26 protein-coding genes and 1 pseudogene are annotated in these 26728 nt (G+C 70.3%); 14 read left to right on the top strand and 13 right to left on the bottom strand.

Annotation, left to right across the window (positions count from 1 at the left end):
- Positions 1-494: 494 nt before the first annotated feature.
- A complete protein-coding gene (locus F8271_RS15985) occupies positions 495-1352 on the bottom strand; it encodes a hypothetical protein (protein WP_151490568.1) in 858 nt (285 codons plus the stop codon).
- Positions 1353-1389: 37 nt separating this feature from the next.
- Positions 1390-3234, bottom strand: a complete 1845-nt coding sequence (locus F8271_RS15990) for a phosphoenolpyruvate carboxykinase (GTP) (RefSeq protein ID WP_151490569.1) — start codon at positions 3232-3234, stop codon at positions 1390-1392.
- A 135-nt stretch (positions 3235-3369) separates the two neighbouring features.
- Between F8271_RS15990 and F8271_RS34205 the strand changes: the two are divergent.
- From F8271_RS34205 to F8271_RS16005, 4 genes and pseudogenes are all read left to right on the top strand, one after another.
- Positions 3370-3459 (top strand): annotated as a pseudogene (locus F8271_RS34205) (GtrA family protein); the annotation flags it as partial.
- 213 nt (positions 3460-3672) lie between these two features.
- Entirely contained in the window at positions 3673-4209 is a 537-nt protein-coding gene (locus tag F8271_RS15995) for a GtrA family protein (protein ID WP_151490590.1), read from the top strand.
- A gap of 63 nt (positions 4210-4272) precedes the next feature.
- Positions 4273-5010, top strand: a complete 738-nt coding sequence (locus tag F8271_RS16000; RefSeq protein WP_151490591.1) for a GtrA family protein — start codon at positions 4273-4275, stop codon at positions 5008-5010.
- Positions 5007-5645: a MaoC/PaaZ C-terminal domain-containing protein gene (locus tag F8271_RS16005; RefSeq protein ID WP_151490570.1), complete on the top strand. Its 639-nt coding sequence runs from the start codon at positions 5007-5009 to the stop codon at positions 5643-5645. Before F8271_RS16000 ends, F8271_RS16005 begins: the two co-directional genes overlap by 4 nt.
- Before the next feature lie 46 nt (positions 5646-5691).
- On the opposite strand, the gene F8271_RS16010 is transcribed toward F8271_RS16005, so the two are convergent.
- Both F8271_RS16010 and F8271_RS16015 read right to left on the bottom strand, forming a co-directional pair.
- Positions 5692-6264: a PH domain-containing protein gene (locus F8271_RS16010; RefSeq protein WP_151490571.1), complete on the bottom strand. Its 573-nt coding sequence runs from the start codon at positions 6262-6264 to the stop codon at positions 5692-5694.
- A 105-nt stretch (positions 6265-6369) separates the two neighbouring features.
- Positions 6370-7245, bottom strand: coding sequence for a biotin--[acetyl-CoA-carboxylase] ligase (locus tag F8271_RS16015; RefSeq protein ID WP_151490572.1), 876 nt, complete (start codon positions 7243-7245; stop codon positions 6370-6372).
- 84 nt (positions 7246-7329) lie between these two features.
- On the opposite strand from F8271_RS16015, the gene F8271_RS16020 reads away from it, so the two are divergent.
- Positions 7330-8913, top strand: a complete 1584-nt coding sequence (locus tag F8271_RS16020; protein WP_151490573.1) for an acyl-CoA carboxylase subunit beta — start codon at positions 7330-7332, stop codon at positions 8911-8913.
- A 112-nt stretch (positions 8914-9025) separates the two neighbouring features.
- Here the strand turns inward: F8271_RS16020 and F8271_RS16025 are convergent, their stop codons facing one another.
- From F8271_RS16025 to F8271_RS16040, 4 genes are all read right to left on the bottom strand, one after another.
- Positions 9026-9910: a hypothetical protein gene (locus F8271_RS16025; protein ID WP_151490574.1), complete on the bottom strand. Its 885-nt coding sequence runs from the start codon at positions 9908-9910 to the stop codon at positions 9026-9028.
- Positions 9903-10403, bottom strand: coding sequence for a sigma factor-like helix-turn-helix DNA-binding protein (locus F8271_RS16030; protein WP_151490575.1), 501 nt, complete (start codon positions 10401-10403; stop codon positions 9903-9905). The genes F8271_RS16025 and F8271_RS16030 overlap by 8 nt, the downstream gene beginning before the upstream one ends.
- A 62-nt stretch (positions 10404-10465) precedes the next feature.
- Complete coding sequence (locus F8271_RS16035) at positions 10466-11449, bottom strand: ketopantoate reductase family protein (RefSeq protein WP_151490576.1); 984 nt, start codon at positions 11447-11449, stop codon at positions 10466-10468.
- Positions 11450-11471: 22 nt separating this feature from the next.
- Positions 11472-12215 carry a M50 family metallopeptidase gene (locus F8271_RS16040; protein ID WP_151490577.1) on the bottom strand — a complete coding sequence of 248 codons (744 nt, stop codon included), beginning with the start codon at positions 12213-12215 and terminating at the stop codon, positions 11472-11474.
- Positions 12216-12626: 411 nt separating this feature from the next.
- Here F8271_RS16040 and F8271_RS16050 point away from each other — a divergent pair, with 411 nt between their 5' ends.
- Complete coding sequence (locus tag F8271_RS16050; protein ID WP_151490592.1) at positions 12627-13379, top strand: GH25 family lysozyme; 753 nt, start codon at positions 12627-12629, stop codon at positions 13377-13379.
- 82 nt (positions 13380-13461) lie between these two features.
- Here the strand turns inward: F8271_RS16050 and F8271_RS16055 are convergent, their stop codons facing one another.
- Both F8271_RS16055 and F8271_RS16060 read right to left on the bottom strand, forming a co-directional pair.
- Entirely contained in the window at positions 13462-13689 is a 228-nt protein-coding gene (locus tag F8271_RS16055; RefSeq protein WP_151490578.1) for a hypothetical protein, read from the bottom strand.
- A gap of 65 nt (positions 13690-13754) precedes the next feature.
- Positions 13755-15761, bottom strand: coding sequence for a serine/threonine-protein kinase (locus tag F8271_RS16060; RefSeq protein WP_151490579.1), 2007 nt, complete (start codon positions 15759-15761; stop codon positions 13755-13757).
- A 90-nt stretch (positions 15762-15851) separates the two neighbouring features.
- Between F8271_RS16060 and F8271_RS16065 the strand changes: the two genes are divergently transcribed.
- The 6 genes from F8271_RS16065 (at position 15852) to F8271_RS16090 (ending at position 20737) form a co-directional block, all read left to right on the top strand.
- A complete protein-coding gene (locus F8271_RS16065; RefSeq protein ID WP_151490580.1) occupies positions 15852-16046 on the top strand; it encodes an acyl-CoA carboxylase subunit epsilon in 195 nt (64 codons plus the stop codon).
- A gap of 87 nt (positions 16047-16133) precedes the next feature.
- Positions 16134-16583: a hypothetical protein gene (locus tag F8271_RS16070; RefSeq protein ID WP_151490581.1), complete on the top strand. Its 450-nt coding sequence runs from the start codon at positions 16134-16136 to the stop codon at positions 16581-16583.
- On the top strand, positions 16580-17956 hold the full coding sequence (locus tag F8271_RS16075) for a hypothetical protein (protein WP_151490582.1): 1377 nt from the start codon (positions 16580-16582) through the stop codon (positions 17954-17956). The genes F8271_RS16070 and F8271_RS16075 overlap by 4 nt, the downstream gene beginning before the upstream one ends.
- 8 nt (positions 17957-17964) lie before the next feature.
- Positions 17965-19122, top strand: a complete 1158-nt coding sequence (locus F8271_RS16080; protein WP_370461918.1) for a S8 family serine peptidase — start codon at positions 17965-17967, stop codon at positions 19120-19122.
- A gap of 266 nt (positions 19123-19388) precedes the next feature.
- Positions 19389-20087, top strand: a complete 699-nt coding sequence (locus F8271_RS16085) for a nucleoside triphosphate pyrophosphatase (RefSeq protein ID WP_151490584.1) — start codon at positions 19389-19391, stop codon at positions 20085-20087.
- Positions 20084-20737, top strand: coding sequence for an O-methyltransferase (locus tag F8271_RS16090; RefSeq protein WP_151490585.1), 654 nt, complete (start codon positions 20084-20086; stop codon positions 20735-20737). Before F8271_RS16085 ends, F8271_RS16090 begins: the two co-directional genes overlap by 4 nt.
- A gap of 108 nt (positions 20738-20845) precedes the next feature.
- Here F8271_RS16090 and F8271_RS16095 read toward each other — a convergent pair whose 3' ends face one another.
- From F8271_RS16095 to F8271_RS16105, 3 genes are all read right to left on the bottom strand, one after another.
- On the bottom strand, positions 20846-21601 hold the full coding sequence (locus F8271_RS16095; RefSeq protein WP_151490586.1) for an ABC transporter permease: 756 nt from the start codon (positions 21599-21601) through the stop codon (positions 20846-20848).
- Positions 21602-21619: 18 nt separating this feature from the next.
- Positions 21620-22579 (bottom strand): ATP-binding cassette domain-containing protein, encoded by a 960-nt coding sequence (locus F8271_RS16100; protein WP_151490587.1) that lies wholly within the window; start codon positions 22577-22579, stop codon positions 21620-21622.
- Between the two features lie 121 nt (positions 22580-22700).
- Positions 22701-23306, bottom strand: a complete 606-nt coding sequence (locus F8271_RS16105; RefSeq protein WP_151490593.1) for a PadR family transcriptional regulator — start codon at positions 23304-23306, stop codon at positions 22701-22703.
- Between the two features lie 139 nt (positions 23307-23445).
- Between F8271_RS16105 and F8271_RS16110 the strand changes: the two genes are divergently transcribed.
- Both F8271_RS16110 and F8271_RS16115 read left to right on the top strand, forming a co-directional pair.
- Positions 23446-25197 carry a biotin carboxylase N-terminal domain-containing protein gene (locus F8271_RS16110; RefSeq protein ID WP_151490588.1) on the top strand — a complete coding sequence of 584 codons (1752 nt, stop codon included), beginning with the start codon at positions 23446-23448 and terminating at the stop codon, positions 25195-25197.
- Between the two features lie 69 nt (positions 25198-25266).
- Positions 25267-26706, top strand: coding sequence for a GuaB1 family IMP dehydrogenase-related protein (locus F8271_RS16115; RefSeq protein WP_151490589.1), 1440 nt, complete (start codon positions 25267-25269; stop codon positions 26704-26706).
- Positions 26707-26728: the final 22 nt, after the last annotated feature.

A 26728-nucleotide genomic window follows, 5' to 3' on the forward strand; every position in this document is an offset into this window, starting at 1 on the left:
CCCCCACCACCACCACATCGAACTCGTCGCCCACCGTGCGCCTCCCTCCGGCCGCCGCGACTGCTCCCGCATCGCCCCGACGATCCACCCGCACCACCCACGCCGGCCGTTGTGACCGGCGCCACCCCGCCATCCTGCCCCCTGCCCGCCCGCGCAGACCGCACCGCGCGGCGCTGATGGCTCCCGGTCCTCGTCCGAGCACACCGGTCGGCAAAGGCCGGCACATCTGTCCACGCGCCTGTAGACCTGCCCCGCATCTGGGGCATCGCTCCCTGTGGTGCGCCGTCGTGTTCGTGCTGGAACCAGGAAGTAGTGGTGTCGGCGTACCGATGAGGCCACTACTTCCTGCATCGAGCACGATCTAGGCGCGGCGCGGCGCGGCGCGCGCCGCGCGAGGCGGTCCAAATCTGGGGCAGCTCTACAGGGCCGGACCACACGGTGCTGGGTCCGGGCCGCGAGACGGCCGACCCGTCGGGTATCGGGTCGCGCCGGTGTCAGGCCGGCACAGAGTCGTCGGCGCGGGCGGCACGGCGCAGGCCGTACAGGGCCAGTGTGGCGGCGGCCAGCAGGGGGGCACCGTCGCGGACCAGGCCGTCCACCCCGAGGAGCCACCAGCACAGCGGCAGGTCCACCGCGAGGACGGCGACCGTGACGACGACAAGCAGGCCACGCGCCCAGTCCTTGCCGCGCATCAGGAAGGCGGTGCAGAACAGCACCGCGTAGCTGGCCGTGATGCCCGCGCCGAACCAGAGCAGCACGGCCGGCACGGCGGTCAGCCGACCATCCAGGATGGAACCCCCGGCCACCAGGGCCGGCACCAGCATTAACGGGCTGTAGGTGAAGGCCGCCACCCGGCTGGTCAACAACCAGGCACTGGCCTGTGGTCGGCGTGGAGGGGTTTCCCGCCAGGAGATGCCGTCGCGGTCGATGACCAATCGTGGCCGGTGCCGGACGAGATGCTCGGCGAGCGCCGATGAGCGGTAGAGCAGCCAGACCACCGCCACGCAGAGCGCGGTGAGCACGGCGAAGCCGAGCAGGCCGGGCAGCGGCGGCACGCCCTGCCGGGGCACGATCAGCCGGCCGACGGCGAAGATCGTGGTGACCGCGAGGATCAGCCCGAACGGGCGGGCCACCGTCCGACCTCGTCGCACGTGCCCGATCAGCAGCAGGAAACCGAACGAGCGCAGCATCGCCCAGCCGGTCCGCACCGCCAGCCCGAAGCCCTGCTCCGGGGCGTACCACCAGTTGAGCAGCTCGACCACGACGGTGGCCGCCGCGGTCGTCGCGAGCAGGAAGGTGAGCACCCGGACGGCGGACGGCCGCCGGACCTCGGTCTCGGCGGCCGTCCTCATGGAATCCGATGATGCCCGCGAGGGGCTTCCTTCACACCTACCGCTGCGGCTGTGCGGCGTCCAGGCGGGCGCGCAGGGCGTCCAACTCGGCCCAGAGCACGCCCGGCAGCTTGTCACCGAACTTCTCGAACCACTCGTTGATCAGCGGCAGTTCGTTGCGCCACTCGTCCGGGTCGACCTTGAGCGCGATCCGGACGTCCTCCGGGGTCATGTCCAGGCCCTCGACGTCCAGCGAGTCGGGTGCCGGAACCATGCCCACCGGGGTCTCGACCGCGTCGGCGGTGCCCTCGATCCGCTCGACGACCCACTTGAGCACCCGGGAGTTCTCCCCGAAGCCCGGCCAGAGGAACGAGCCGTCCGGGTCCTTGCGGAACCAGTTGACGTAGTAGATCTTCGGCAGCTTCGCCTCGTCGCCGTCGTTGCCCTTGCCCATCTCGATCCAGTGCCGGAAGTAGTCGCCCGCGTTGTAGCCGATGAACGGCAGCATCGCCATCGGGTCGCGGCGGACCACGCCGACCGCACCGGAGGCGGCGGCCGTCGTCTCCGACGAGAGCGTCGCACCCATGTAGACGCCGTGCACCCAGTCGCGGGCCTCGGTCACCAGCGGGATGGTGTCCTTCCGGCGTCCACCGAAGAGGATCGCGTCGATCGGCACGCCGTTCGGGTCGAAGTACTCGTCGGCGAGGATCGGGCACTGGGTGATCGGGGTGCAGAACCGGCTGTTCGCGTGTGAGGAGAGGCTGTCGCTCTCCGGCGTCCAGTCGTTGCCCTTCCAGTCGATCAGGTGTGCCGGCGGATCGCCCATGCCCTCCCACCAGACGTCGCCGTCGTCGGTGAGACCCACGTTGGTGAAGACCGAGTTGCCCCGGTCCAGCGTGCGCATGGCGTTGGCGTTGGTCTTCCAGTCGGTGCCGGGCGCGACGCCGAACAGGCCGTACTCCGGGTTGACCGCGTACAGGCGGCCGTCCGGGCCGAACCGCATCCAGGCGATGTCGTCGCCGATGGTCTCGACCTTCCAGCCCGGGATGGTGGGCTCCACCATGGCCAGGTTGGTCTTGCCGCAGGCCGACGGGAAGGCGCCGGCGATGTGGTGGACCTTGCCCTCCGGCGAGGTGATCTTGAGGATCAGCATGTGCTCGGCGAGCCAACCCTCGTCCCGGCCCATCACGCTGGCGATCCGCAGCGAGTAGCACTTCTTGCCGAGCAGCGAGTTGCCGCCGTAGCCGGAGCCGAACGACCAGATCTCCCGGGTCTCCGGGAAGTGCGAGATGTACTTCGTCTCGTTGCACGGCCACGGCACGTCCTGCTGACCGGGGGCGAGCGGCGCGCCGATCGAGTGCAACGCGTGCACGAAGTCCGCGTCGGTGCCCATCGCCTCGAGGATCCGGGCACCCATCCGGGTCATGATCCGCATGGACGCGACCACGTACGGGCTGTCGGTGATCTCGACGCCGAACATTGGGCTCTCGGCCTCGACCGGGCCCATGACGAACGGGATGACGTACATGGTGCGACCCCGCATCGAGCCGCGGTACAACTCGGTCATCGTCCGCTTCATCTCGGCCGGCGCCATCCAGTTGTTGGTGGGGCCGGCGTCCGCCTCGTCGACGGAGCAGATGAAGGTGCGCTCCTCGACCCGGGCGACGTCCGTCGGGTCGGTGCGCGCGTAGAACGAGTTGGGCTTCTTCTCCGGGTTCAGTCGGATCAGCGTGCCGGCCTCGACCAGCTCATCGGTGAGGCGACGCCACTCCTCGTCGGACCCGTCCACCCAGACGACACGGTCGGGGGTTGTCAGTTCCGCGACCTCACGGACCCAGGCAAGCAGTTTCGGATGGGACGTCGGGGCCTGATCGATACCCCGAACAACAGCCGGAGCAACCATGACACATCTCCTTGTGGTCGACGCTGACCGATCTATGGGATGCACGAGTCTCAGCGGCGCGATGCGTCGCTTCGTGGAAACCTGGGATTGGGCTCAGCGTAAACCGGGCAGCCTTCCGAGTCAGTGGGACTGGTTGTGAAGAACTGCACAAGGTACGGCCACGCTGCGGTATCACGAGCTGATACCCGCTTTCCCGCGCAGTTTCACGCAAATCTTGTTGTGCACCCCGGCCGACGTGAGGTGCGGTCGGGCCGTGGACCTGCCCCGCCGACCGGTTGGTGGATTCCCGTTCGGAGGCGCGTCAGTCCTCCCACTTGGTTACGCTCTGTGCAGCGGCGGCGCACCCGGCGACGGGCCGGCACGAGCGTCGACGCCCGCTCGTCGTTGCTCCCCCGCTGACTGGTCACCAGCCGGTAGGCTCGGCCCGTGGCCGCCACAATGACCGGGGAGCAACCGGGCCCCCGGCAGACCCGACGGGGTCCGGTCCGCGTGCTGCTCGACCGCTTCGGTCATCTCTTCCGCGAGTTGAGCAAGTTCGCCACCGTGGGCGGGATCGCCTTCCTCATCGACTTCGCGCTGTTCAACTACCTGACCACCGTTCGCGGTGTCGAGCAGGTGACCGCCAAGACGATCTCCACGGTGATCGCGGCCACCGTCGCCTTCGTCGGCAACCGGTTCTGGACCTGGCGGCACCGCCAGCGCAGCAACCCCGCCCGCGAGTACGCGCTGTTCTTCTTCTTCAACGCGGTCGGCCTCGGCATCGCGGTGGCCTGCCTCGCGATCAGCCGGTACGGGCTGGGCAGCATCTGGCCTGCGGTGTTCCAGACGCAGCTGGCCGACAACATCGCCAGCTTCGTCGTGGGCACGGGCCTCGGCACGCTGTTCCGATTCTGGTCCTACCGGCGGTTCGTCTTCGTCGAAGCGGGAACCCGAACCGTTCCGCAGGTGAAGCACGACCGTGACCACGGGGCGTGACCTGCCGCCCACCTCGTCCAGCCGGTGATCGCCGGCCTCTCCGACTGCCCTAAGGTGTTTCGCATGCGTCTTGTCCGTCTGCTGCCTGAGCGCTGGCAGAAGTTCATCCACGAGGCGCTCAAGTTCGGCATCGTCGGCGGCATCAACACCGTCATCAATTACGCGGTGTTCAATGTCCTTGCACTTACCGTTTTCGTCAACGGTCAGTTGAAGGCGACCGTGATCGCGACCATCGTCGCCACGATCACGTCGTATCTGATGAATCGCCACTGGACGTACCGGGATCGCCCGAAATCGGCACTTCGCCGGGAGTACGTCCTGTTCTTCCTGTTCAACGGGGCCGGCCTGCTGATCGAACTCGGTGCCGTGGCGGCGGCCAAGTACGGGCTCGGCGTACACGGCCTGCTGGCACTGAACGTAGCGAAGACCGCCGGCGTCCTGCTGGCCACCCTGTTCCGATTCTGGTCCTACCGGACCTTCGTCTTCCAACCCGTCGTACCGGCCAAGGAAGAGGCGAAGCCCGAGCCCACCTGGAACGGCCTCCCGCGCGACGAGTGGGACACCATGGCCGAGATGGACCCGGTCGCCGAACTCGCCGAGTCGGTCACCGAGCTGGAGGAGGCGGAGGCCGACAAGCGACCGGACCCGAGCGCCGCCCCGACCGTCGCCGCCAACCCCGGCCCTGTCGGCGCACCCGTCCAGGGGCGTCCCACGCCGCTGCCCGCCGGCCTCACGGCCAACCTGGACGCGGAACTGGCCGCCGAACTGCACGCCGGCACGCGCCGCTCGCCCCGCCGGTGACGACGCCCGCCGCCCGCTCCGGCACCGGGGCTTCCGCCGAGCTGTTCTTCGAGGACCTCGTCCCGGGGCTCACCGTCGATCTCGGCGTGGTCACCGTGGACGGCGACGAGATGGTCGCCTTCGCCCGCCGGTTCGACCCGCAGTGGTACCACGTCGACCCGGAGCTGGCCGGTGCAAGCCGGCACGGTGGCGTGATCGCCAGCGGCTTCTACACGGTCAGCCTCTTCATGCGGGCGTACGTCGACCATCTGCTGTCCCGGGCGGCGGCGGACGCCTCCCCCGGCCTGGAGGAACTGCGCTGGCTCGCCCCGGTGCGCGCCGGGGACCGGCTCGCCGTACGGGTCGACGTGATGGGCGCCCGGCCGTCGACCGCCCGCCCCGGGCTCGGTACGGCCACCCTCACCGGCACCATGCTCCGCCTCGGCCCGGACGGTCGACCCGAGCAGGAGGTGCTGCGGACCCGGTTCCGTGGCTGGTTCGCCCTACGCCCGACCGCGACGGAGTCAGCCGAGACGGACCCGACCGGGACTGACCCGGCCGGGACGGACGCTGCGCAACCCGACCAGACCGAACCCGCCCGGGCCGAGGCCCGCCCGACCAGGACCGAGCCGACGGGGGCCGGACCGACCGGCTGAGACCACCCCGGCGCGCGTACGCCGGAACGATCTCAGCCGTTCGGGATCAGGTCGTGGTGTCGCGCAGCGGCTTGCCCTCGCGCATGTCGGCGAGGATGTCGCGCATCTCCCCGTCGCCCAACGAGTGCTTGTCGTGCTGCGCCTCGACCAGCTCGTACAGGGCGGTCTGCACCTGGCTGACGCCCGGCACGTCGGCGAGCACCGACTGGCCGCGCTCGCCGGCCGACTCGATGGTGAGCGTGCCGCAGCCGAGCAGCCGCTCGAAGAAGTGCTGGTTCATCGAGTGGTCGTTGATCCGGGTGAGCGGGAGGTCCCGTCGATCCCGGGAGAAGACACCCTGCTGCAGCAGGACGCGCTCGTTGGTGAACAGGTAGTGGGTGGTACGCCAGACCAGGAACGGCCACAGACCGAGCCAGAGCACCGCGACCAGGGCGATGACCCCGATCACGGCCAGGGCGATCGAACCGCCGCCACTCTCGGGCAGCAGGAGCACGCCGACCACCACCGCGGCGATGGCCAGCACCAGCACCACGATCGGCCGGATCAGGGCCTTCCAGTGCGGATGCAGGTGCAGCACGACGTGCTCGTCCTTGGTGAGCACGTCTTCGGGAAACGCCACGACAACCTCCAACGCCATTTTCTCGACGCGCAGACGGTAAACCCCCCAAGCCCCACCACAACATCCGCCACGCGGCCCCCACCAAAGGGTGGGAGGGCCGCACCGTCAGCGCAGGTGGAGGACGTCACCCGCGGTCAGGGTCCGGTCGCCCGTCGGGGTGGTGAGAATCAGCTGGCCGTCCGGGTCCACTCCGGTGGCGGTGCCGGTCTGGGTTTCGCCGTTGGGGAGCAGGACGCGCACCTCACGGCCGACCGTGGCGCAGGCCGCCAGATAGGCGTCGCGCAGCCCGCTGGCCACGGCGTACCCGCCGGCGACACGCCAGCGGTCGTACCAGTCGGCGACCGAGCGCAGCAGCGCCCGCAGCAGCGGATCCCGGTCGGTGGCCGCCGCGCCCGCCAGTTGCAGTGAGGTGGCCGGCAGCCCGGTCGGGTTCACCGGCAACTCGTCGGCGCGCAGCGTCACGTTGAGCCCGACGCCGAGCACGATGGCCGGCGGCTGGGCCGGCGAACGCCCGGGCACCGCCTCGGCGAGCACCCCCGCGCACTTGGCGTCGCCGATCAGCAGGTCGTTGGGCCACTTCAGGGTGGCGTCCAGCTCGGCCAGCCGTTGCACCGCCTCCACCAGCGCGACGCCGGCGAGCAGCGGCAACCAGCCGTACCCCGTGGGTGGCGCCGCCGGCCAGCCGCGGTCCGGCACGGCCTCGCCGGGCCGCAGCAGCACGCTCGTCGCGATGCCGGCGCGCGGCGGCGACTGCCACACCCGGCCGCGCCGGCCGCGCCCGGCGGTCTGCCGCTCGGCGACCACGACCAGGCCCTCCGGCTCACCCGCCGCGGCGGCCTCGGCCACGTCGGCGTTGGTGGAGCCGGTCTCGGCGTGCAACTCCAGCCGGGCCCACGGCCCGTTCGGCGCGACCAGCGCGCGCCGCAGCCGGGCCGCCGACAGCGGCGGGCGGTCCAGATCGGTGTACGGGGAGCCCGACATCCCGCCAGCCTACGGCGGTGACCGGAGCGGCACTGAGGCGTACTGCACAGCCGCGTCCACCTGAACCATCGTTATATTCCCTGGGTGACTACCGAGACCGGGACCAACATCCACAGCACTGCGGGCAAGCTGGCGGACCTGGAGCGCCGGGTCGACGAGGCGGTGCACGCCGGATCGGCGCGCGCGGTCGAGAAGCAGCACGCCCGGGGCAAGAAGACCGCCCGCGAGCGGATCGAGATGCTGCTCGACGAGGGTTCCTTCGTCGAACTCGACGAACTGGCCCGGCACCGGTCCACGGCCTTCGGGCTGGAGCGCAACCGCCCCTACGGCGACGGCGTGGTCACCGGCTACGGCACGGTCGACGGGCGGCAGGTCTGCGTGTTCGCGCAGGACTTCACGGTCTTCGGCGGCTCCCTCGGCGAGGTGTTCGGTGAGAAGATCGTCAAGGTGATGGACCTCGCCATGAAGATCGGCTGCCCGGTGGTCGGCATCAACGACTCCGGTGGCGCCCGCATCCAGGAGGGTGTCGTCTCGCTCGGCCTCTACGGCGAGATCTTCTTCCGCAACGTGCGGGCCTCCGGCGTCATCCCGCAGATCTCGCTGGTGATGGGGCCCTGCGCCGGCGGCGCGGTCTACTCCCCGGCGGTCACCGACTTCACCGTCATGGTCGACCAGACCTCGCACATGTTCATCACCGGCCCGGACGTGATCAAGACGGTGACCGGCGAGGACGTCGGCATGGAGGAGTTGGGCGGCGCCCGCACCCACAACTCGCGCAGCGGCAACGCGCACTACCTCGCCACCGACGAGGAGGACGCGGTCGACTACGTCAAGGCGCTGCTGTCGTACCTGCCGTCGAACAACCTCGACGAGCCGGTCGTCTTCGAGGCACCCGCCGACCTGGAGATCACCGACGAGGACCGGGCCCTGGACACGCTGATCCCGGACTCGGCCAACCAGCCGTACGACATGCACACGGTCATCGAGCACATCCTCGACGACGGGGAGTTCCTGGAGGTCCAGCCGCTCTACGCGCAGAACATCGTGGTCGGCTACGGCCGGGTCGAGGGACGCCCGGTCGGTGTGGTCGCCAACCAGCCGATGCACTTCGCCGGCACCCTGGACATCGCCGCCTCGGAGAAGGCCGCGCGATTCGTTCGTACCTGCGACGCGTTCAACATCCCGGTGCTGACCTTCGTGGACGTGCCCGGCTTCCTGCCCGGCACCGGCCAGGAATGGGACGGCATCATCCGCCGGGGCGCCAAGCTCATCTACGCGTACGCCGAGGCGACCGTCCCCAAGGTCACCGTGATCACCCGCAAGGCGTACGGCGGGGCGTACGACGTGATGGGCTCCAAGCACCTCGGCGCCGACCTGAACTTCGCCTGGCCGACCGCGCAGATCGCGGTGATGGGCGCCCAGGGCGCGGTGAACATCCTCTACCGCTCCGAGCTGGCCGGCGCCGAGGATCCGGCTGCGGTCCGCGCCGAGAAGATCGCCGAGTACGAGGACACCCTGGCCAACCCGTACGTGGCGGCCGAACGTGGGTACATCGACTCGGTGATCCCGCCGCACGAGACGCGGACCCAGATCGTCCGGGCACTGCGCATCCTGCGTACCAAGCGGGAGACCCTGCCCCCGAAGAAGCACGGCAACATCCCGCTCTGATCCGCGACGACCCTGCTCGCTTGATCCGCGCAACTATCGGGAACGTGCTGCCTCCGGGCGCCGGGAGGCAGCAACATCCGTGAAGGTGCGCGGATAATCGCCGCGGCCGAGGTCAGCAGGGCGGGTTGGCGCCGGCGCACAGTCGCTGGGCGGCGGTGCGGCCCAGGGCCTCAAGGTCCGCGTACCCCAGGGTGGATTCGCTTCCGTCGACCCGGCCCACGACGAGGCCGGGACCGGTCACCAGCACCGTGACCAGGTCGCCCACCCGGACCACGACGGTCGCCTCGGCCGGCTCCAACGTCCGTCCGTCGCCCCGGCCAGGGGTCGCGCTCGACTCGTGGCGCACGACCATCGACTCGTCGCCCGCGAAGTCGGTCGCCGGCACCATCCAGGAGTGCACGGTCTCCAGCGGCACCGACTCGCGGTCCGGCATGGTGCTCCCGACGGGACGCCATTCACGGCAGGCGACAAGCATCGTCCTCAGCTGACCGAAGTACTGTCTGCCCACCGCCGAATCGACCCGGTACACGTCCTGGCTGAGCACCCCCTTCGCCGACGCACCTCCGACACCCGTCGGCGACAGCAGGGTCAGCGATCGACTGTAGCGGGAGTACGAGTCGACCATCGGCAGGCCGCGCTCGCCGCCGCACCTCATGAGCAGCGGGTCCAACCGCATGACCTCGCCGAGACCGGCATCGCCGAGCTGGACGCCGCTCTCCACCGGCACGTCGGTGGCCCTCAGCAGGGAGTCCAGTGGGATATCCGCCCGGACGGAGCCGTGGGTCGGCGCCGGCAGGGCGGTAACGGGCGGCGCCGCCGGGCGTGCCGTCATGGCGTACGCCGGGCCGGTCACCGCCACGAGCACCGCGACCGCCGCCATCGCCACCGTACGACGGCTGCGCCGCCGGGCCCTGGCCCGAATCTCGTGCGGCTCGGGCCACCGCACATCGTTGAGGTCCCGGTGGATCCGTTCGACGAATGCCAGGTCGTCATGCATCGGTAGCCTCCCCCAGATCAGAGACGGCGAGCAGGCCGGCGAGCGCGGCGCGCCCCCGGGACAGTCGGGCCTTCACCGTGCCCACCGGCGCCTCGGTCTCCCGGGCCACGTCGGCGACCGGCATGCCGACCAGGTAGTACAGGGCGATCGCGGTGCGTTGCTCCTCGGGAAGCAGGCGCAACGCGGCGACCACCTCGACGGTGTCGGTACCCGGCCCCGGAACGGTCTCGGTGGCCCCGTGCCGCAGGTACGCCCGGGCGCGGCTGCGTAGGCTGCGCCACCGGCTGACGGCGACCCGGCTGGCCACCACCCGCACCCACGCCTCCGGGTCGTCGTACCCGCTGACCGTCGACCAGCGCTGCCACGCCCGGATGTACGCCTCCTGCACGGCGTCCTGAGCCTCGACCCGGTCGCCGGTCAGGGCGTAGACGAACCCGAGCAGCCGTTGCCGGCTCCCCCGGTAGAACTCGTCGAACCCGTCGACGTCCGGCACCCGCTACCTCCCCGTGTCGGTCGCAGGGAACACGCGCCGGGCGGGGTCGTCGGTTGCCCCGGTCAGGCGATCATCTTCTCCAGCTCGGCGAGCGGGAACGCGCCGGCCGCGATCCGCTCCCGGGCCGCCCGTCGGACCGCCCTCTGCACGGCCACGTTCGCGGGCGTCGGTACGCCGTGCAACCGGCCGAGCAGGGCGACCTCCCCGTTGAGGTGGTCGACCTCGGTGGAGCCCGCGCCCCGGGCCAGGCTCTGCCAGGTGGAGCCGCCGGAACGGGCCTCGCCGTCCACCGGGCGCTGCCCGACCAGGTCGCCGCGCTCAGCCTTCTCCTCCTCCGGGGAGGTGTGCGCGACACCCGCGGCGGCGAGTACGGCGACGCCCTCGGCGCGTACCCGCTCGGCCAGCGCCTCCGGGATGTCGCGGCCGAGCAGCGCCTGCAGACCGTTGCCGAGGTTGTTGAGCAGCTTGCCGTACTTCCAGCGCAGCACGTCGTCCCGCACCGGTGCGACGAACCCGGCCTCGGTCAGGTCGTCGGCGACCGCCCGGTCGGTGTCGTCGGTGCCGCCCGGGTACCGCCCGATGTGGAGCATCCCCGGATGCGGGTAGCCGTTGGCCACCACCACGCCGGGTTTCAGGTGGGTGGCCGGCAGCCAGACGCAGACCGCGTGCACGTCGGCGAAGAGCCGCAGCGCGGCCCGCTCGTTCGCCACCCCGTTCTGCGCGGTGACCAGCGGCAGACGCTCACCCGCCGTACCGCCCCCGGCCACCGGCGCGTCCACCCAGGCGGCCAGCGCGCCGGCGGTGTCCTGCGATTTCACCGTGAGGACCAGCACCGTGTCCGCCGGCAACGGACGATCACCGGGACCGTCCACGGCGGCGAGCCGGGCGGTCACGTCACCGTCGGGCCGGCGTAGGGTCAGACCCCGCTCGCGGATCGCGTCCAAGTGGGCCCCGCGTGCCACCAGGGTCACGTCCCGACCAGCCTCAGCCAGCCGTACGCCAACCGTCCCGCCGACCGCGCCCGCCCCGATGATCACATATCGCATGGCCCCATTCTGCCCGGTGGGGTCAGAGTGTCGGGCCCGTGTCGGTGAGGATGGGGCCGGCCAGCAGGAGGGCGCCCGTGACCAGTGCGACCAGGTTGATCAGGGCGAACACCAGCACCCAGAAGAACGCCGGGAACGGGGTCAGCCCGGCCAACTGGTCAGCGTCGGAGGCGGGCATCCGGCCGCGCGAGCGCAGCCGTTGCAGCTCCACCACCGGCCGCACCCCGCCGAGCAGCAGGAACCACACCCCGGCGTACGCGAACGCGGCCTGCACCTGCGGCGTGGCGTACCAGGAGACGGCGAACACCAGCGCGCCGGTGACCAGCAACGACACCACCCCGAAGGCGTTGCGGATCATGATCAGCATGGCGAGCAGCAGCGCCACGGCCACCCAGAGCAGCAGGGTGATCCGGTTGCCGCCGAGCAGCCAGGCACCGGCCAACCCGACCAGCGGCGGGGCGATGTAGCCGGCGAGCAGGGTGAGGATCATGCCCGGACCGGTGGGTCGGCCGGCGGAGAGCGTCAGCCCGGAGGTGTCCGAGTGCAGCCGGATGCCCCGCAGCTTGCGGCCGGTGAGCAGGGCGACGAGGGCGTGCCCGCCCTCGTGCGCGATGGTGATGGCGTTGCGGGCGATCCGCCAGGGCAGTCGGGTGGACACCACCACCAGCGCCACGGCGGCAGTGATCAGCACCAGCAGTGCGGGCGGGTCCGGCTGCGCGCCGAACAACGTGTCCCACAGATCGCCCAGCCCGTCGATCGACATCATGGGGCGCGAGCCTACCGGCGGCGTTCCGTGTCGCTCCCGGGGCACCGGCTCGTGGTTTCCGAGACGGGTCGGGTGGGCCATGAAGGCAGAGGTGATTGCAGATGAGGTCACATCGCGCGGATCCCCTGGTACCTGCTGGTCGAGCAGGACGGCGACGGTCACTCGCTGCGCCTGTACCGGCTCGACGGCGAGCACTACGTCGAGGACCAGGTGGCGAAGCCCGGCGAGACGCTGACCGTCGTCGAGCCGTTCCGCTGGCAGCTCGACCCCGGCACCTTGCGCTGATCAGTTCGAGTCAGGCCACCGGGGCGACCGACGCCCGTCGATGAAACTTTCTTCAGCAGCCCTTGCGATCTAGGGCAGTTACCTCCAAAGATGGGCGTCAATAGAACGCCGTTCCTGGAGGCACTCATGGCCCGTACCCAGTCACCGCTGCGCCGCGTGCTCGCGGCCGGCCTCACCATCCTCGCCACCGCGGCGGCGGCCCTCGTCGCGACCGCCGGACCGGCTGCCGCGGCCACCACCGCCGGCGTCGACGTGTCCCGCTACCAGGGCACCATCAACTGGACCAGCGTCCGCAACGCGGGCATCGAATTCGCCTTCATCAAGGCGACCGAGGGCACCAGCTACAAGGACCCGAACTTCAACGCCAACTACGTCAACTCGTACAACGCCGGGGTGATCCGCGGGGCGTACCACTTCGCCCGACCGAACATCTCCGCCGGCTCCACCCAGGCCGCCTACCTGGCGTCCAACGGTGGCGCCTGGTCCGCGGACAGCCGCACCCTGCCGGCGGCGCTGGACATCGAGGCCAACCCGTACAGCGGCGGCTACTGCTACGGCCTGAGCACCACCGGGATGCGCAACTGGGTGCAGGACTTCCTGAACACCTACCGCTCCCGCACCGGCCGGTACGCGGTCATCTACACCACCACGAGCTGGTGGAACCAGTGCACCGGCAGCTGGACCGGCCCGTGGGCCAACCACCCGCTCTGGCTGGCCCGCTGGTCGAGCACGCCGGGCGCCCTGCCGGCCGGTGCGTCGGTGTGGAGCTTCTGGCAGTACACCAGCACGGGCTCCGTCTCCGGGATCAGCGGCAACGTGGACCGCAACTACTGGAACGGTGACCGGAGCCGGCTCATCGCGCTGGCCAACAACACCTGATCGAGCCGTTGGCGGCAGCGGGATCGACGGTCACCACACGGTCGACAATCGGTCCGGCTGCCGCCACACCATCGGCTACGGGTCAGGCCCTCCGCCGACTCATCGCCGGCACTCTCGTCTCCTCCGAGGCCAGCGCAGCCCGCCTGGTCAGCCGCCACGCGCCAACCCCGCAGACGGCCACGGTCACGACGCTGAGCAGCGCGATGAGCGCCGGAATCCCCGCGGCGACCAGCAGCAGGACCGCGTCGCCGAACGCGACGAGCATCCACAGTGCCAGCCGGGGCCGGGCATCCCTCCGTCGGTAACCCATGTCGTGCCTCCTTCCGTCGTCGAAGGTCAATTACCCCGGACGACGGAAGGTCATGCGAATGAGTTTCAGTCCTTACGGTCGGGCACGAAACCCTTGGCGATCCGGTCGAAGTTCGGCAGGTTGGCCTGCCAGTCCTTCTCCGCGATCTCCCACCGCAGGGCGTACCCGCGGTTGCTGGCCGTCACGAACCCCCGGTTGCGGACGTGGATCCGCTGCCCGTCCCGGGTCTCCAGCCACTCCCAGTCGCCGCAGGTCTTCCAGAAGTTGCACGGCTTGATGCTGAGGTACTGGTAGTTGTTGACGCGACTCGCGCGGTTTGGCTCCTGCTCCCGCCAGTCCGCGACCGCATCCTTCTTCGGGGTGGAGGTCCACTGCACGAGCAGCTTTCCCGGCCCGTTGGACTGGTTGAAGACGACCGTGTTGCTGTCGACCTGGCTACGCACCCAACCATCCGGGATCGGCAGGGCGAAGCCGGCCGGGTCCTTGTGCAGCTTCCAGCCCGCCGGCAGCGCGTTCGGGTCGACCGAGGGGGTGGCCGAGGCGGACGGACTCGGGGCACCGCTGGTAGGCGGCGGTGGCGCGGCAGCGGAGGTCGGCGCGGGCGCCGACGTCGCGGCAGCCCCGGTCGCGCCGGCCTGCGGGTTCTTGTCGTCGTCGCCATTGGTCAGCAACGGCACGACCACCACGAGGCCGATCAGCAGCAGCGCAACGACCGCACCAACGAGCAGGTTGCGTCGGGTGTTGTTCGGCTTCGTACCGTCCGACGGAAGCACCGCCGCACGACCGGCCGGGCTCACCGGCGGCATGAGCGACGTCGGCGTGGTCGGCTTGCGCTGCTCCGGAGCCACCGGCGGACCGTCGACAACCGTCGGCTCGTCGTCGTTCGTCGTACCGTCGGCGTCAGTCGTACCGTCGCCGCTCGTGTCGGGCGCGGCCGTGACCTTCGCGGTCGGCTCGGCATCGGTCGAGCCGGCGTCGGAGGACGCCGGGCGGTCGATCGTGGCGGTCGGCTCGGCCGGCACCAGAGCGGTCGGGTCGGCCTCCGCACCGGAGGGAACGACGTCCGTCGGCGCGGCATCGGCAGCGGGGGCCGCGGCGGCAGCAGACGTCGCGGCGGCGGCCGGCGGCGGCGACACCGGCCGGTCGACACTCTCGGCCGGTCGCGGGGCAGGCACCACCGGCAGGCGCGGCTCGCGCGGACCATTCGGCCCAGGCCGGCGTACGCCATCAAGCAGTGAGATCCCGCGCGAACGCTTGCCCCCGGCGCGGCGCAGCAGCCGCTCCGCCACCTCGGCGGTGATCCGCTCGTTCGGGTCCTTGCGCAGCAGCCCGTTGAGCACGGCCTTCAGCGGGCCGGCGTTCTTCGGCGGAGGGATCGGCTCGGTGGCCAACGCGGCCAGGGTGCCGATCGCCGACGGCCGGGCGTACGGCGACTTGCCCTCGACCGCCGCGTACAGCGTCGCGCCCAACGACCACAGGTCGGCCTCCGGACCGGCGGTGCCGTCCCGAGCCCGCTCCGGCGAGATGTACGCGGGCGAACCGAGGACCATGCCGGTACGGGTGACGTTCGGGTCACCCGGGATGGTGGCGAGACCGAAATCGGTCAACACCACCCGGCCGTCGTCGCCGAGCAGCACATTGCCGGGCTTCACGTCGCGGTGCATGACGCCCGCCTTGTGCGCCGCGTTGAGAGCGCCCAGCACACCGAGGCCGATCTCCACCGCACGGGCCACCGGCACCGGGCCGTCCTCGGCGAGCGTGTCCTGCAACGATTTCGACGCCACGTACTCCATGACGATCCACGGATCGCCGTCGGTGCGCAGCACGTCGAAGATGCGGACGACGTTGGCGTGGTTGAGCCGGGCGATGGCCCGCGCCTCCCGCAGCGAGCGTTCCCGCATCTCGCGGCGCTCCTCGTCGGTGAGACCGGGCGGCGGCACCAACTCCTTGATGGCGACGTCCCGGTGCAGCACCTCGTCGCGCGCCTTCCACACCCGACCCATGCCGCCCTGGCCGAGCGGCGACAGAAGCCGGTATCGGTCAGCGACGAGTTGGGGAAGCGCGTTCGACATCGGTGAGACGGTACCCGGACCCGCCGACGGTCACACCGCCGGCACGCCACTGTGCGTTCCCCGTAACTTCCGGCCGCGTACCCTGGCGGCATGTCTGCCGAAGAGCCGCTGTTCCGGGTCGTCCGCGGCGTACCCACCGCGGAGGAGCTGGCCGCCCTGGTGGGTGCCATCGTCGTCCGGTCCCGCCCGGCCGCCACCCCCGCTCCGACGGCCACCTCGGCCTGGGCCCGCAGCGCCCGGCCGGCCAATCGCGGCACCTGGCGCACCGCTGGCCTGCCCCGCTGACACGACCCGCCAGGCGGGGGCTGCCAGGGTCGCGGGGAGCCGTTAACCTCACTCAGGGAAGTGGTGTGGTGACGGTGAGGAGGATCGATGATCCCCGAAGAAGACGGGCCAGCGCCCTGGCTGCGCAACTACGGCGGCATCGAGGCTGACATCCGCCAACTCCGGGAGTTCGCCGACCAACTCGCCGCCGAGGTCGAACGCAACTACGCGCCGCACCTGCCGTACATCGCCGCCGACATGTCCGCCGAGATACCCAACCCCTGTGACGCCTTCGTCGAGCTGGTCACCTTCCTGCACGCGCACCACGAGACACAGCAGGCGACCGCCGACATGGTGTACGCCGTCCGAGGGGCCACCGGCCACCTCGCCGCCGCCGCCGACCGCGTCGCCACGCAGTACGCCGACACCGACGCCTTCTCCGCCGCCCGAGTGGTCGACGTCCAACAGGCCCTCGCCGACCCGGGCACGATCCTGCCCCACACACCCACGCCCACACCGATGCTCAGCGACCCCACCGGCCCGGTGGTGCTCCCATGAACGAACGGGGCAACAGCCGCACCGCCGGCACCGACTGGCAGCTGATGGACGTCAACAGCATGTGGGCGTGCCTCCAGGACCACGACACCGCCAACCACTGGAAACAGGTGGCCGGCTGGCGCAAGGTCTGCGACCTCGCACAGATCCACCTCGGCCGACTCCAGGAATACCGACGCGGTCTCGCCTCGGCCTGGCCGCCGGAGACCAGCGCCGCCTCCGGCACGTACCTGGCCCAACTCGACGAACTCATCGAGAAGGTGCGGCACACCCACGACGCCGCCGCAGCCAACTACACCGCGCTGTCCGCCGCCACCCAGGCCATCGGCACCACCCGCGCCGCACTCCGCAAGATCTACGAGGAGTACGCGGCCAAACTCCAACAAAAGCAGGCGTACGACGCCACCGCCGCCGACCCTAAGGCCATCATGGGCAGCCGGGTCACCGAGCCACCTGTCTCCGACGCGGAACTGGAACGGCTGAACGTGCAGGCCCGGGGCATGATGTTCGGCCTCAGCGGCGAACTCCAGCAAGCCCAAGCAACCCTCCAAAAACCACCCCCACCACCTCCGCGTCCAGGCCATCAGCCCAACGACCCGGATACTTACGGCGCGAGCGCGCAAGGCCCAGTCATTCCTCCCGTCGTGGCCGTACCGATGGCACCGCCAATCTCGCCGACGAAGACACGCAACGCACCTTCCTTAGGGCCGACGCCCGCTCAGACTCCTCCCGGGCTGGGGCCTGTGCTGGGAGGAACGAGTTCGGCTTTAACGCCGGGCACGACGAGCCCAATCTCACCCGGATCCGCGACCCTTCCGCTTGCGCCACCGACCGCCCCGCCAGGCCTGGCATCAGGCATTCCAGTCCGACCCATTGGCGACCTGACGCCGCAGCGCCCTGGACTTACCGGACCGCCGACTGGGGCCGATAACATTGCACATCGCTCATCGCCACCGGCGTCCAACCGCCCCATGCCACCAGGCGGCCTCATCGGGAGCATGCCAGGTATGGGCCTGGGTCAACCTGGAGCAGCCAACAACCCTCCCCGCCGTATCAACCCAATCGGCGGCGTCATCGGCGGCGGCGGAGCAGGCACGGCACCGAGCGGAGGAGCGGGTTCGCGCCCCGGATTAGGTCGAGGCTTGTCAGCGGCACAAGGCACCCCGCCCATGGGCGGTGCACCTGGACCGGCGAGTCTCCCTGGCGTTCAGTCGAACTCTCTTCGGCCGAACGGTCGAGGGGAGGCAGGCAACAATGCATCCCTTTGGGACCCTGATCATCCGTGGGAGACCGATACCGGCGTACCGCCGGTGGTCCGGCCACCCGAGGACGAAGGACCTATTGATCCAGGCCCCACTATCGGCTTCAACCGCTAATGTCAATCTTGGTCAAGTTCGCGGCAGTTGCGCTGGTATTGCAACTTCCACTCATTGGGCTGACGACGAAAATTTCCCCACGTTCCACCCACACCGCTCCGACGCCCGCGGGAGCCGATCGAATTCGCGCCGATCAGTGGCATCTGTCGTACCTGAAGGTCGCCCAGGCGCAGCAGATCAGCAAGGGGGATGGGGTTGTCGTCGCTGTGCCCGACACCGGCGTGGATCCCCACCCCGACCTGAGCTATAACCTGCTGACAGGAATTGATATTGTCGCCGGCGGCTCAGGCAATGGCCAAAAGGATTCGAACAGCCACGGGACAAGCATGGCGGGATTAATCGCCGCACACGGCGGGTCAGATGGAGCGGGCGCACTTGGCATTGCGCCGCACTCTAAAATACTTCCCATAATGTCCTCCACCCCTGACAATTTAGGGGAGGCCGACGATCTTGCTGCGGCTATCGAATATGCCACTTCAAGCAGGGCCCAGGTTATCAACGTATCAAGTGGAGGCGCATCGACACCACGTCTCGTTCGGGCAGTTGATGCCGCACTGGCAGCGAATATTATCGTCGTGGCGGCAGCAGGAAACGTGCCGCACCAGCCTGTTTCCTACCCGGCCAGCGAGGAAGGCGTGATTGCCGTTGGTGGTATCGATCGCTCCGGACAGCACGCTGCTGTCTCGGTCACCGGGCCGGAGATCGATGTGGTCGCCCCTGCGGTCGACATCTACAGCACCAGCTACGACGGGAAGTACTCGAAGGGCACAGGAACTTCGAGCGCTACGGCGATTGTGGCGGGGGCGGCGGCGTTGATCAGGTCGAAGTACCCCTACCTGCCGGCTCGGGAGGTGGCGCATCGACTCACGGCCACGGCTGTCGACAAGGGGCCGCCCGGCCGTGACGACGAGTACGGGTACGGACTGATCGATCTTGTGGCGGCCCTGACGGCAGACGTACCTCCGCTGGGGTTTGAATCGGTTAGCGCTCCGGCCGGTGCTGGGGCGAGTACGACGGCTGGCGCCCGACCGGGCGACGACGGTGCTGGCGCGACGGCTCGTGGAGTGGTCACTCTCGCTGTGATCGTGGCCGTTGGTGTCGGTTGGGCGCTGGTGGCGCGACGTCGTCGGCGCGGCGACGATCCACCGCCCAGAATCAGCCGCTAATCGGGCCAACCGCTCTGGTCAACTCGTGTTCATTGAAATCGCGCTATCCGATGCTGCCGGATACCCCGATTTCCTTAAAGGTGAGTGGATCACGAGGGTGGGCTGCGCTGGTCGACCCGATGTCGGCAATATTGGGCTTTTGTCGAGGTGTGACAGGCCGATTTCGGCGAGACGAAGTCGATCAAGGGCACCGGGAGGCACCTGACGAGACCTCGGGCGGCCTGGCGGGCACGGTGTGCGGGATGGGAGCCGGTAACGTCGAAACCGTGTCTGACTCTCTGCCGCTCCGCCTCGTGCTCGCCTCGGCGAGCCCTGCCCGTCGCAAGTCTCTGCAGGCCGCCGGGATCGAACCGGACGTCCTGGTCAGTGGGGTGGACGAATCCCTGGTGGTGACCGACCGGGCCGAGGAGTTGTGCCTGGAGTTGGCGCGGCTCAAGGCGCAGGCGGTGCTGACGCGGCTGAACCCGGCTGGCCCGGACGGCGGGCCGGCCGGCGCCGGCAGCAACCAGCGGACGCTGGTGATCGGCTGTGACTCGGTGCTGGCGTTCGACGGGGAGATCCTCGGCAAGCCGGCGGATCCGGCGGACGCGACCCGGCGTTGGCTGCGGATGCGGGGGCGCAGTGGTGTTCTGCACAGTGGCCACTGCCTGATCGATGTTGTCGCCGGTCGGCGTGCGGAGGCGGTCGCCTCGACGACCGTTCACTTCGCGGACATCAGTGACGACGAGATCGCCGCGTACGTGGCGACTGGTGAGCCGCTGGCCGTGGCCGGGGCGTTCACGATCGACGGCCTCGGTGGGCCGTTCGTGGAGCGGATCGAGGGTGACCCGGGCACGGTGGTCGGTTTGTCGATGCCGCTGCTGCGCCGTCTCCTCGCCGAGCTGGATCTGCGGATCACCGACCTGTGGACGAAGGTCGCGCCGGGCGGCCAATCTGTCGAGCCGCTCGGTAACGTCCAGTCATGACCACCAAGTCGATCCCGCTCACCGACGAACTGCACGCGTACCTGGTCGCGCACGGCGCCCCGCCGGACGAGATCATTCAGGATCTGGCCGAGGAGACCCGGTCGGTGCTGCCGGAGCACGCCACCATGCAGGTGGCACCGGAGCAGGCGGCCTTCCTGACGTTCCTCACCCGACTGCTCGACGTCCGGCAGGCCGTCGAGGTCGGCACGTTCACCGGGCTGTCGTCGCTGGCGATCGCCCGCGGGCTGCCCGAGGGCGGGCGGTTGACCTGCTTCGACATTTCCGAAGAGTTCACCGGCATCGCCCGGCGCTACTGGGCTCGGGCCGGCGTGCAGGACCGGATCGACCTGCGGATCGGCCCGGCCGGGGAGACGCTGCGGGAGCTGCCGCAGGAGCGTCACCTGGACTTCGCGTTCATCGACGCGGACAAGACGGGGTACCCGGTCTACTGGGCGGAGCTGGTGCCCCGGATGCGGCCGGGTGGGGTGATCGCGGTCGACAACGTGCTGCGCGGCGGCCGGGTCATCGCGCCGCGGGACGCCAACGATCGGGCCATCGCCGCCTTCAACGACGAGGTCCTCGCTGATGTACGGGTGGATCCGGTGATGCTGCCGATCGCGGACGGCCTCACCCTCGCCCGGGTGCGCTGAACGCCGGACACGCGACGCTGAAGAACGGCGGCCAGCGCCCGGCCGCGCACGCAGATCGGGGTGCCCCTCAGCACGAGGGACACCCCGATTTTCGTGTGCAGGCCAGCGTCAGCGGACGCTGCGGGCGAACTGGCGTGCGGCCCAGAAGACGCCCAGTGCGGCGAGGACCGCGGTGATGGTGAGACCCTGCCAGACCTTGTCGCTGCCGAGGTCGCCGGCGAACAGCGCCCGGGTGCCGTCGACCGCCCAGGAGAACGGGTTCCAGTCGGCGATGCCCTGCAACCAGCCGGGTGCGAAGGTCAGCGGCAGCAGGATGCCGGACAGCAGCAGCACCGGCTGTGCCACCGTGTTCATCAGGGGTGCCAGCGCGTCCTCGCTCTTGACCTTGAGTGCGACGCCGTACGAGACGGCCGAGGTCATGAGCGCGATGAGGGCGAGCATCAGGTACGCCAGCAGCAGGTCACCGATGAACACCCGCAGGTCGAACAGGAGCGCCAGCAGGGTGATGATGATGGCCTGCGCGATGAGCGAGACCACGTCGCGCAGTGAGCGGCCGAGCAGCAGGGCGAGCCGGCTGATCGGGGTGACCCGGGAGCGTTCGATGACCCCGGCGCGCAGTTCGGCGATCAGGCCGAAGCCCTGGAACAGGCCACCGAAGATGGCCAGCAGCACCAGCAGACCGGGTACGAAGATCTTGTAGGCGGCGGCCTGGGTGGGCGCGTTCAGCGCCGGCTTGAGCAGCGGGGCGAAGAGCAGCAGGTACATCACCGGCTGGAAGACGCCGACGAAGACCCAGACCGGGTTGCGCAGCAGGAGTTGGAGCTGCCGCTGGAAGATCAGCCACGTGTCACGGGCGAATTTCATGAGTCGTCTCCGGGATGGTCAGGACTCGCGCAGCGAGCGGCCGGTCTTGGTCAGGAAGACGTCGTCCAGGCTGGGCCGGTGCAGCTCGATCGAGCGCAACTCCAGCCCGGCGTGGTCGAGTCGGCGCAGCACCTGCGGAATGGCGGTGGCGCCCTCGTCGACGTAGAGACGCAGGCCGCCCTCGTCAGCGGTCTCCAACTTGTTGACGTACGGCTCGCCGTCGAGCGCCTTGGCGGCCTGCGGGGTGGCGGCCACGTCGAGGCCGACCAGCACCACGTCGCCGGAGATCTCCCGCTTCAGCGCGGCCGGGGTGCCCTCGGCCACCACCTCGCCGTTGTCCATGATCGCGATCCGGTCGCAGAGCGCGTCGGCCTCGTCCAGGTAGTGCGTGGTGATGAAGACGGTCATCCCGTCGCTGCGCAGCCGCCGGATCTCGTCCCACATGTGGGCGCGGCTCTGCGGGTCGAGGCCGGTGGTCGGCTCGTCCAGGAAGACGATCTTCGGCTCGTGGATGATGCCGAGCGCGATCTCGACCCGCCGGCGCTGACCGCCCGAGTAGGTCTTGCACTTGCGGTCGGCGTACTCGGTGAGCTGGAAGGCGTCCAGCGCGCGGGCCGCGCGCCGCTGCGCGTCGGCCTTGCCGATGCCGTACATCCGGGCGTGCAGCACCAGCTCCTCGCGGGCGGTGGACTCGTCCCAGGTGCTGCCGCCCTGCGGGACGTACCCGATGCGGCGGCGCACCTCCGCCGGGTCCTTGCGCAGGTCGGCGCCCGCGATGGTGGCATCGCCGCCGTCCGGCTCGATCAGCGTGGCGAGCATCCGCAGCGTGGTGGTCTTGCCGGCGCCGTTCGGGCCGAGGAAGCCGAAGATCTCCCCCTCGGCGACCTCGAGGTTGACGCCCCGCACGGCGTCCACCGTCTTCGTTTCTCGACCCGCGCGGGAGCGGAACGACTTCCGCAGCCCCCTGGTCTCGATCATTTCTGCTCCTGGTCGTTCGGGCCGGCCGGGCCGGCCGCCGGGTGGGACGACGCCGGACGGCGCACTCCCCCGCTGTGCCGACAGCAGGCTAACGCGATATAGCTTTTTTAGTCAACGTTGATTATTCCGAGTCGGTGGGCTCCACGCCGTCCCGCCACCCCGACCAACCCTGCGCTTCGTCCAGCTCAGCAGGCAGGTACGACACTCCGGAATCGATCCGCTCCGCGATCCGCTCGCACCAGCTCATCTCCGCCTCGGCCCGCGCCGACCACAGCTCGAACATCCAGCCCACGTGGGTCGGCTTGCGGTTGCGCACCCAGTCCGACTCCAGCGAGGCGCGCATCGACTCGACGCCGGCGCGCAGCAGATTGGCCCGGTTACGCAGGGCGGCGGCCGCCTCCGCGCGCGGCATGGCCGGCAGGAACGAAAAGGCCGCCACGAACGGATCGGCGGGCTCGCTGATGTTCCACCAGTGGTTGCGCAGCAGCGTCTCGAACTCGTCGTCCCCCTTGGTGGTCACCTCGTACGTGGTCCGGGCCGGACGGGCACCGACCTGCTCGGTGGCAACGGCACGGAGCAGCCCTTCCTCGGTGAGCTTGCGCAGCGCGTGGTAGATCGATCCGGGTTGCACGTTCGCCCACTTGTCGGCGCTCCAGCTCAGCAGCTCGCGGCGCACGTCATAGCCGTGCACCGGCTGCATCCAGCGCACCAGACCGAGGATCATCATTCGAGTCGACGACACCGCACAAGCGTAATAGCCAAGTTTGACTAAGCTCAGTGCCCCATCCCACACTGAGCGATCGTTAGGGCCACCACGGGTGGCCGATACACTCCCCGTCAGTAACCTGCCGGGAGGAGCCACGAAGGTGCGCAAGGTACTCATCGCCAACCGCGGCGAGATCGCCGTCCGGGTCATCCGCGCCTGCCGTGACGCCCGCCTCGCCAGCGTCGCCGTCTACGCGGACTCCGACCGCGACGCCCTGCACGCCACGCTCGCCGACGAGGCGTACGCGCTCGGCGGTGACAGCGCGACCGAGACGTACCTGCGCATCGACAAGCTGCTCGACGTGGCCGCGCGGGCCGGCGCCGACGCCGTGCACCCCGGCTACGGCTTCCTGTCCGAGAACGCCGACTTCGCCCAGGCGGTCATCGACGCCGGGCTGACCTGGATCGGCCCCACCCCGCAGGCAATCCGCGACCTGGGCGACAAGGTGACCGCCCGGCACATCGCCCAGCGCGCCGGCGCCCCGCTGGTCCCCGGCACCCCCGACCCGGTGGCCAGCCCGGACGAGGTGATGGCGTTCGCCGTCGACCACGGCCTGCCGGTCGCCATCAAGGCCGCGTTCGGCGGTGGCGGGCGCGGGCTCAAGGTGGCCCGCACGATGGAGGAGATTCCCCAGCTGTTCGAGTCGGCCACCCGGGAGGCGGTCGCGGCGTTCGGTCGGGGCGAGTGCTTCGTCGAGCGGTACCTGGACCAGCCCCGGCACGTCGAGGCGCAGGTCCTCGCCGACCAGCACGGCAACGTGATCGTGGTGGGCACCCGGGACTGCTCGTTGCAGCGGCGGCACCAGAAGCTGGTGGAGGAGGCGCCCGCACCCTTCCTCACCGACGCCCAGCGGGCGCAGATCCACGACAGCGCCAAGGCGATCTGCCGGGAGGCGGGCTACCACGGCGCCGGCACGGTGGAGTACCTGGTCGGCAAGGACGGCACGATCTCCTTCCTGGAGGTCAACACCCGCCTGCAGGTCGAGCACCCGGTCACCGAGGAGACCGCCGGCATCGACCTGGTCCGCGAGCAGTTCCGGATCGCCGACGGCGAGAAGCTGCGAATCACCGAGGACCCGACGCCGCGCGGGCACTCCATCGAGTTCCGGATCAACGGCGAGGATCCGGGCCGTAACTTCCTGCCCGCTCCGGGCACGGTCACCGCGCTGCGGCTGCCCACCGGCCCCGGCGTCCGGGTGGACACCGGCATCTCGGCCGGCGACGTGATCGGCGGCAACTTCGACTCGCTGCTGGCCAAGGTGATCATCACCGGTGAGACACGGACCGAGGCGCTGGAGCGCGCCCGCCGCGCCCTCGACGAGATGGTCCTCGACGGGATGGCCACCGCGCTGCCGTTCCACCGGCTGGTCGTGCGGGACGAGGCGTTCACCGCCGAACCGTTCACCGTGCACACCCGGTGGATCGAGACCGAGTTCCACAACACCGTGCCGCCGTTCGCGGCCGCCGCCGGCACCGCCGAGGCGCCGGCCGAACGCGACACCGTCGTGGTCGAGGTCGGCGGCAAGCGCCTCGAGGTCAGCCTCCCCGCCGGCTTCGGCGGGAGTACGACCACCGCGGCACCCGCCTCCCGTAAGCCGACCCGGCGCGGCGGCGGGGCCAAGGCCGGTGCTCCGGTCGGCGGCGACGCGCTCACCTCACCCATGCAGGGCACCATCGTCAAGATCGCGGTGGCGGACGGCGACACCGTGGCCGAGGGCGACCTGGTGGTGGTGCTGGAGGCGATGAAGATGGAGCAACCGCTGCACGCCCACAAGGCGGGTACGGTCAGCGGTCTCACCGCCGAGGTCGGTGCCGTGATCACCGCCGGCGCCCCCATCTGCACCATCGCGTGACCGACCGGTCGCGGGTGGTTTCGGCCACCACCGGCGGCGGGGGCGGCGCGGAGCGGGAATGATGGCCGGGTGCGGTTCCTTCACGGCGCGGCCCCCGCGCACGACCTGACCTATACCGACGTGTTCATGGCGCCGGCCCGTTCCGACCTCGGCTCCCGGCTCGACGTCGACCTGTCCACCGGCGACGGCACGGGCACCACCATCCCGCTGGTGGTGTCGAACATGACCGCGGTCGCGGGTCGGCGGATGGCCGAGACGGTGGCCCGGCGGGGCGCGATCGCGGTGATCCCGCAGGACATCCCGATCGAGGTGGTGGCGAACGTCGTCGCCTGGGTGAAGCGGCGTCACCTGGTCTACGACACGCCGATCACGCTGGGCCCGACCGAGACCGTCGGCGACGCCATCCACCTGCTGCCCAAGCGTTCGCACGGCGCGGTCATCGTGGTCGACGAGGCCGGCCGGCCGGTGGGCGTGGTCACCGAGGCGGACACCGTGGGCGTCGACCGGTTCGCCCAGCTGCGCCACGTGATGTCCACGGAGCTGCACACCGTGCCGGCGGACGCGGACCCGCGTACCGGCTTCGACCTGCTCTCCGCGGGTCGGCGCCGGCTCGCCCCGGTGGTGGACGCGGACGGCCGGCTGGTCGGGGTGCTGACCCGGCAGGGTGCGCTGCGGGCCACCCTCTACACCCCGGCGGTGGACGACCGGGGGCGGCTGCGGATCGCGGCGGCGGTCGGGATCAACGGTGACGTCACCGGCAAGGCCGCCGCGCTGCTCGAGGCGGGGGTGGACACGCTGGTCGTGGACACCGCGCACGGTCACCAGACGCGGATGATCTCGGCGTTGCAGGCGGTCCGCAAGCTGGACCCGGGCGTCCCGATCGCCGCCGGCAACGTGGTCACCGCCGAGGGCGTACGCGACCTGGTCGAGGCTGGCGCGGACATCATCAAGGTCGGCGTCGGGCCCGGCGCGATGTGCACCACCCGGATGATGACCGGCGTGGGCCGGCCGCAGTTCTCCGCCGTACTCGACTGCTCGACGGCAGCTCGCGAGCTGGGCCGGCACGTCTGGGCCGACGGCGGTGTGCGACACCCGCGCGACGTGGCGCTCGCGCTCGCCGCCGGCGCGTCGAACGTGATGATCGGCTCCTGGTTCGCCGGCACCTACGAGTCGCCCGGCGACCTGTACACCGAGCCGGACGGCCGGCGGTACAAGGAGAGCTTCGGGATGGCCTCGGCGCGGGCGGTCAGCGCCCGTACCGCCGACGACAGCCCGTACGACAGGGCCCGCAAGGCGGTGTTCGAGGAGGGCATCTCGTCGGCCCGGATGTACCTGGATCCGTCCCGGCCCGGCGTCGAGGATCTGATCGACGAGATCATCGCCGGGGTTCGCAGCGCCTTCACCTACGCCGGTGCGCGAGACCTGACGCAGTTCCACGAGCGGGCGATCGTGGGCGTGCAGAGCGCCGCCGGCTTCACCGAAGGAATGCCCCTCCCCACCAGCTGGTAACGGCACCCACCTCGCCCTACCC

This window comes from Micromonospora sp. ALFpr18c (assembly GCF_008868155.1).
Classification (GTDB): domain Bacteria; phylum Actinomycetota; class Actinomycetes; order Mycobacteriales; family Micromonosporaceae; genus Micromonospora.

What these genes read in the sequence shown, in the direction of transcription:
- F8271_RS15985 (WP_151490568.1), bottom strand. Translation starts at nt 1,352, where the DNA reads ATGAGGACGGCCGCCGAGACCGAGGTCCGGCGGCCGTCCGCCGTCCGG.
- F8271_RS15990 (WP_151490569.1), bottom strand. Translation starts at nt 3,234, where the DNA reads ATGGTTGCTCCGGCTGTTGTTCGGGGTATCGATCAGGCCCCGACGTCC.
- F8271_RS15995 (WP_151490590.1), top strand. Translation starts at nt 3,673, where the DNA reads ATGACCGGGGAGCAACCGGGCCCCCGGCAGACCCGACGGGGTCCGGTC.
- F8271_RS16000 (WP_151490591.1), top strand. Translation starts at nt 4,273, where the DNA reads ATGCGTCTTGTCCGTCTGCTGCCTGAGCGCTGGCAGAAGTTCATCCAC.
- F8271_RS16015 (WP_151490572.1), bottom strand. Translation starts at nt 7,245, where the DNA reads ATGTCGGGCTCCCCGTACACCGATCTGGACCGCCCGCCGCTGTCGGCG.
- F8271_RS16025 (WP_151490574.1), bottom strand. Translation starts at nt 9,910, where the DNA reads ATGCATGACGACCTGGCATTCGTCGAACGGATCCACCGGGACCTCAAC.
- F8271_RS16035 (WP_151490576.1), bottom strand. Translation starts at nt 11,449, where the DNA reads ATGCGATATGTGATCATCGGGGCGGGCGCGGTCGGCGGGACGGTTGGC.
- F8271_RS16040 (WP_151490577.1), bottom strand. Translation starts at nt 12,215, where the DNA reads ATGATGTCGATCGACGGGCTGGGCGATCTGTGGGACACGTTGTTCGGC.
- F8271_RS16050 (WP_151490592.1), top strand. Translation starts at nt 12,627, where the DNA reads ATGGCCCGTACCCAGTCACCGCTGCGCCGCGTGCTCGCGGCCGGCCTC.
- F8271_RS16055 (WP_151490578.1), bottom strand. Translation starts at nt 13,689, where the DNA reads ATGGGTTACCGACGGAGGGATGCCCGGCCCCGGCTGGCACTGTGGATG.
- F8271_RS16060 (WP_151490579.1), bottom strand. Translation starts at nt 15,761, where the DNA reads ATGTCGAACGCGCTTCCCCAACTCGTCGCTGACCGATACCGGCTTCTG.
- F8271_RS16065 (WP_151490580.1), top strand. Translation starts at nt 15,852, where the DNA reads ATGTCTGCCGAAGAGCCGCTGTTCCGGGTCGTCCGCGGCGTACCCACC.
- F8271_RS16070 (WP_151490581.1), top strand. Translation starts at nt 16,134, where the DNA reads ATGATCCCCGAAGAAGACGGGCCAGCGCCCTGGCTGCGCAACTACGGC.
- F8271_RS16075 (WP_151490582.1), top strand. Translation starts at nt 16,580, where the DNA reads ATGAACGAACGGGGCAACAGCCGCACCGCCGGCACCGACTGGCAGCTG.
- F8271_RS16090 (WP_151490585.1), top strand. Translation starts at nt 20,084, where the DNA reads ATGACCACCAAGTCGATCCCGCTCACCGACGAACTGCACGCGTACCTG.
- F8271_RS16095 (WP_151490586.1), bottom strand. Translation starts at nt 21,601, where the DNA reads ATGAAATTCGCCCGTGACACGTGGCTGATCTTCCAGCGGCAGCTCCAA.
- F8271_RS16100 (WP_151490587.1), bottom strand. Translation starts at nt 22,579, where the DNA reads ATGATCGAGACCAGGGGGCTGCGGAAGTCGTTCCGCTCCCGCGCGGGT.
- F8271_RS16105 (WP_151490593.1), bottom strand. Translation starts at nt 23,306, where the DNA reads ATGATGATCCTCGGTCTGGTGCGCTGGATGCAGCCGGTGCACGGCTAT.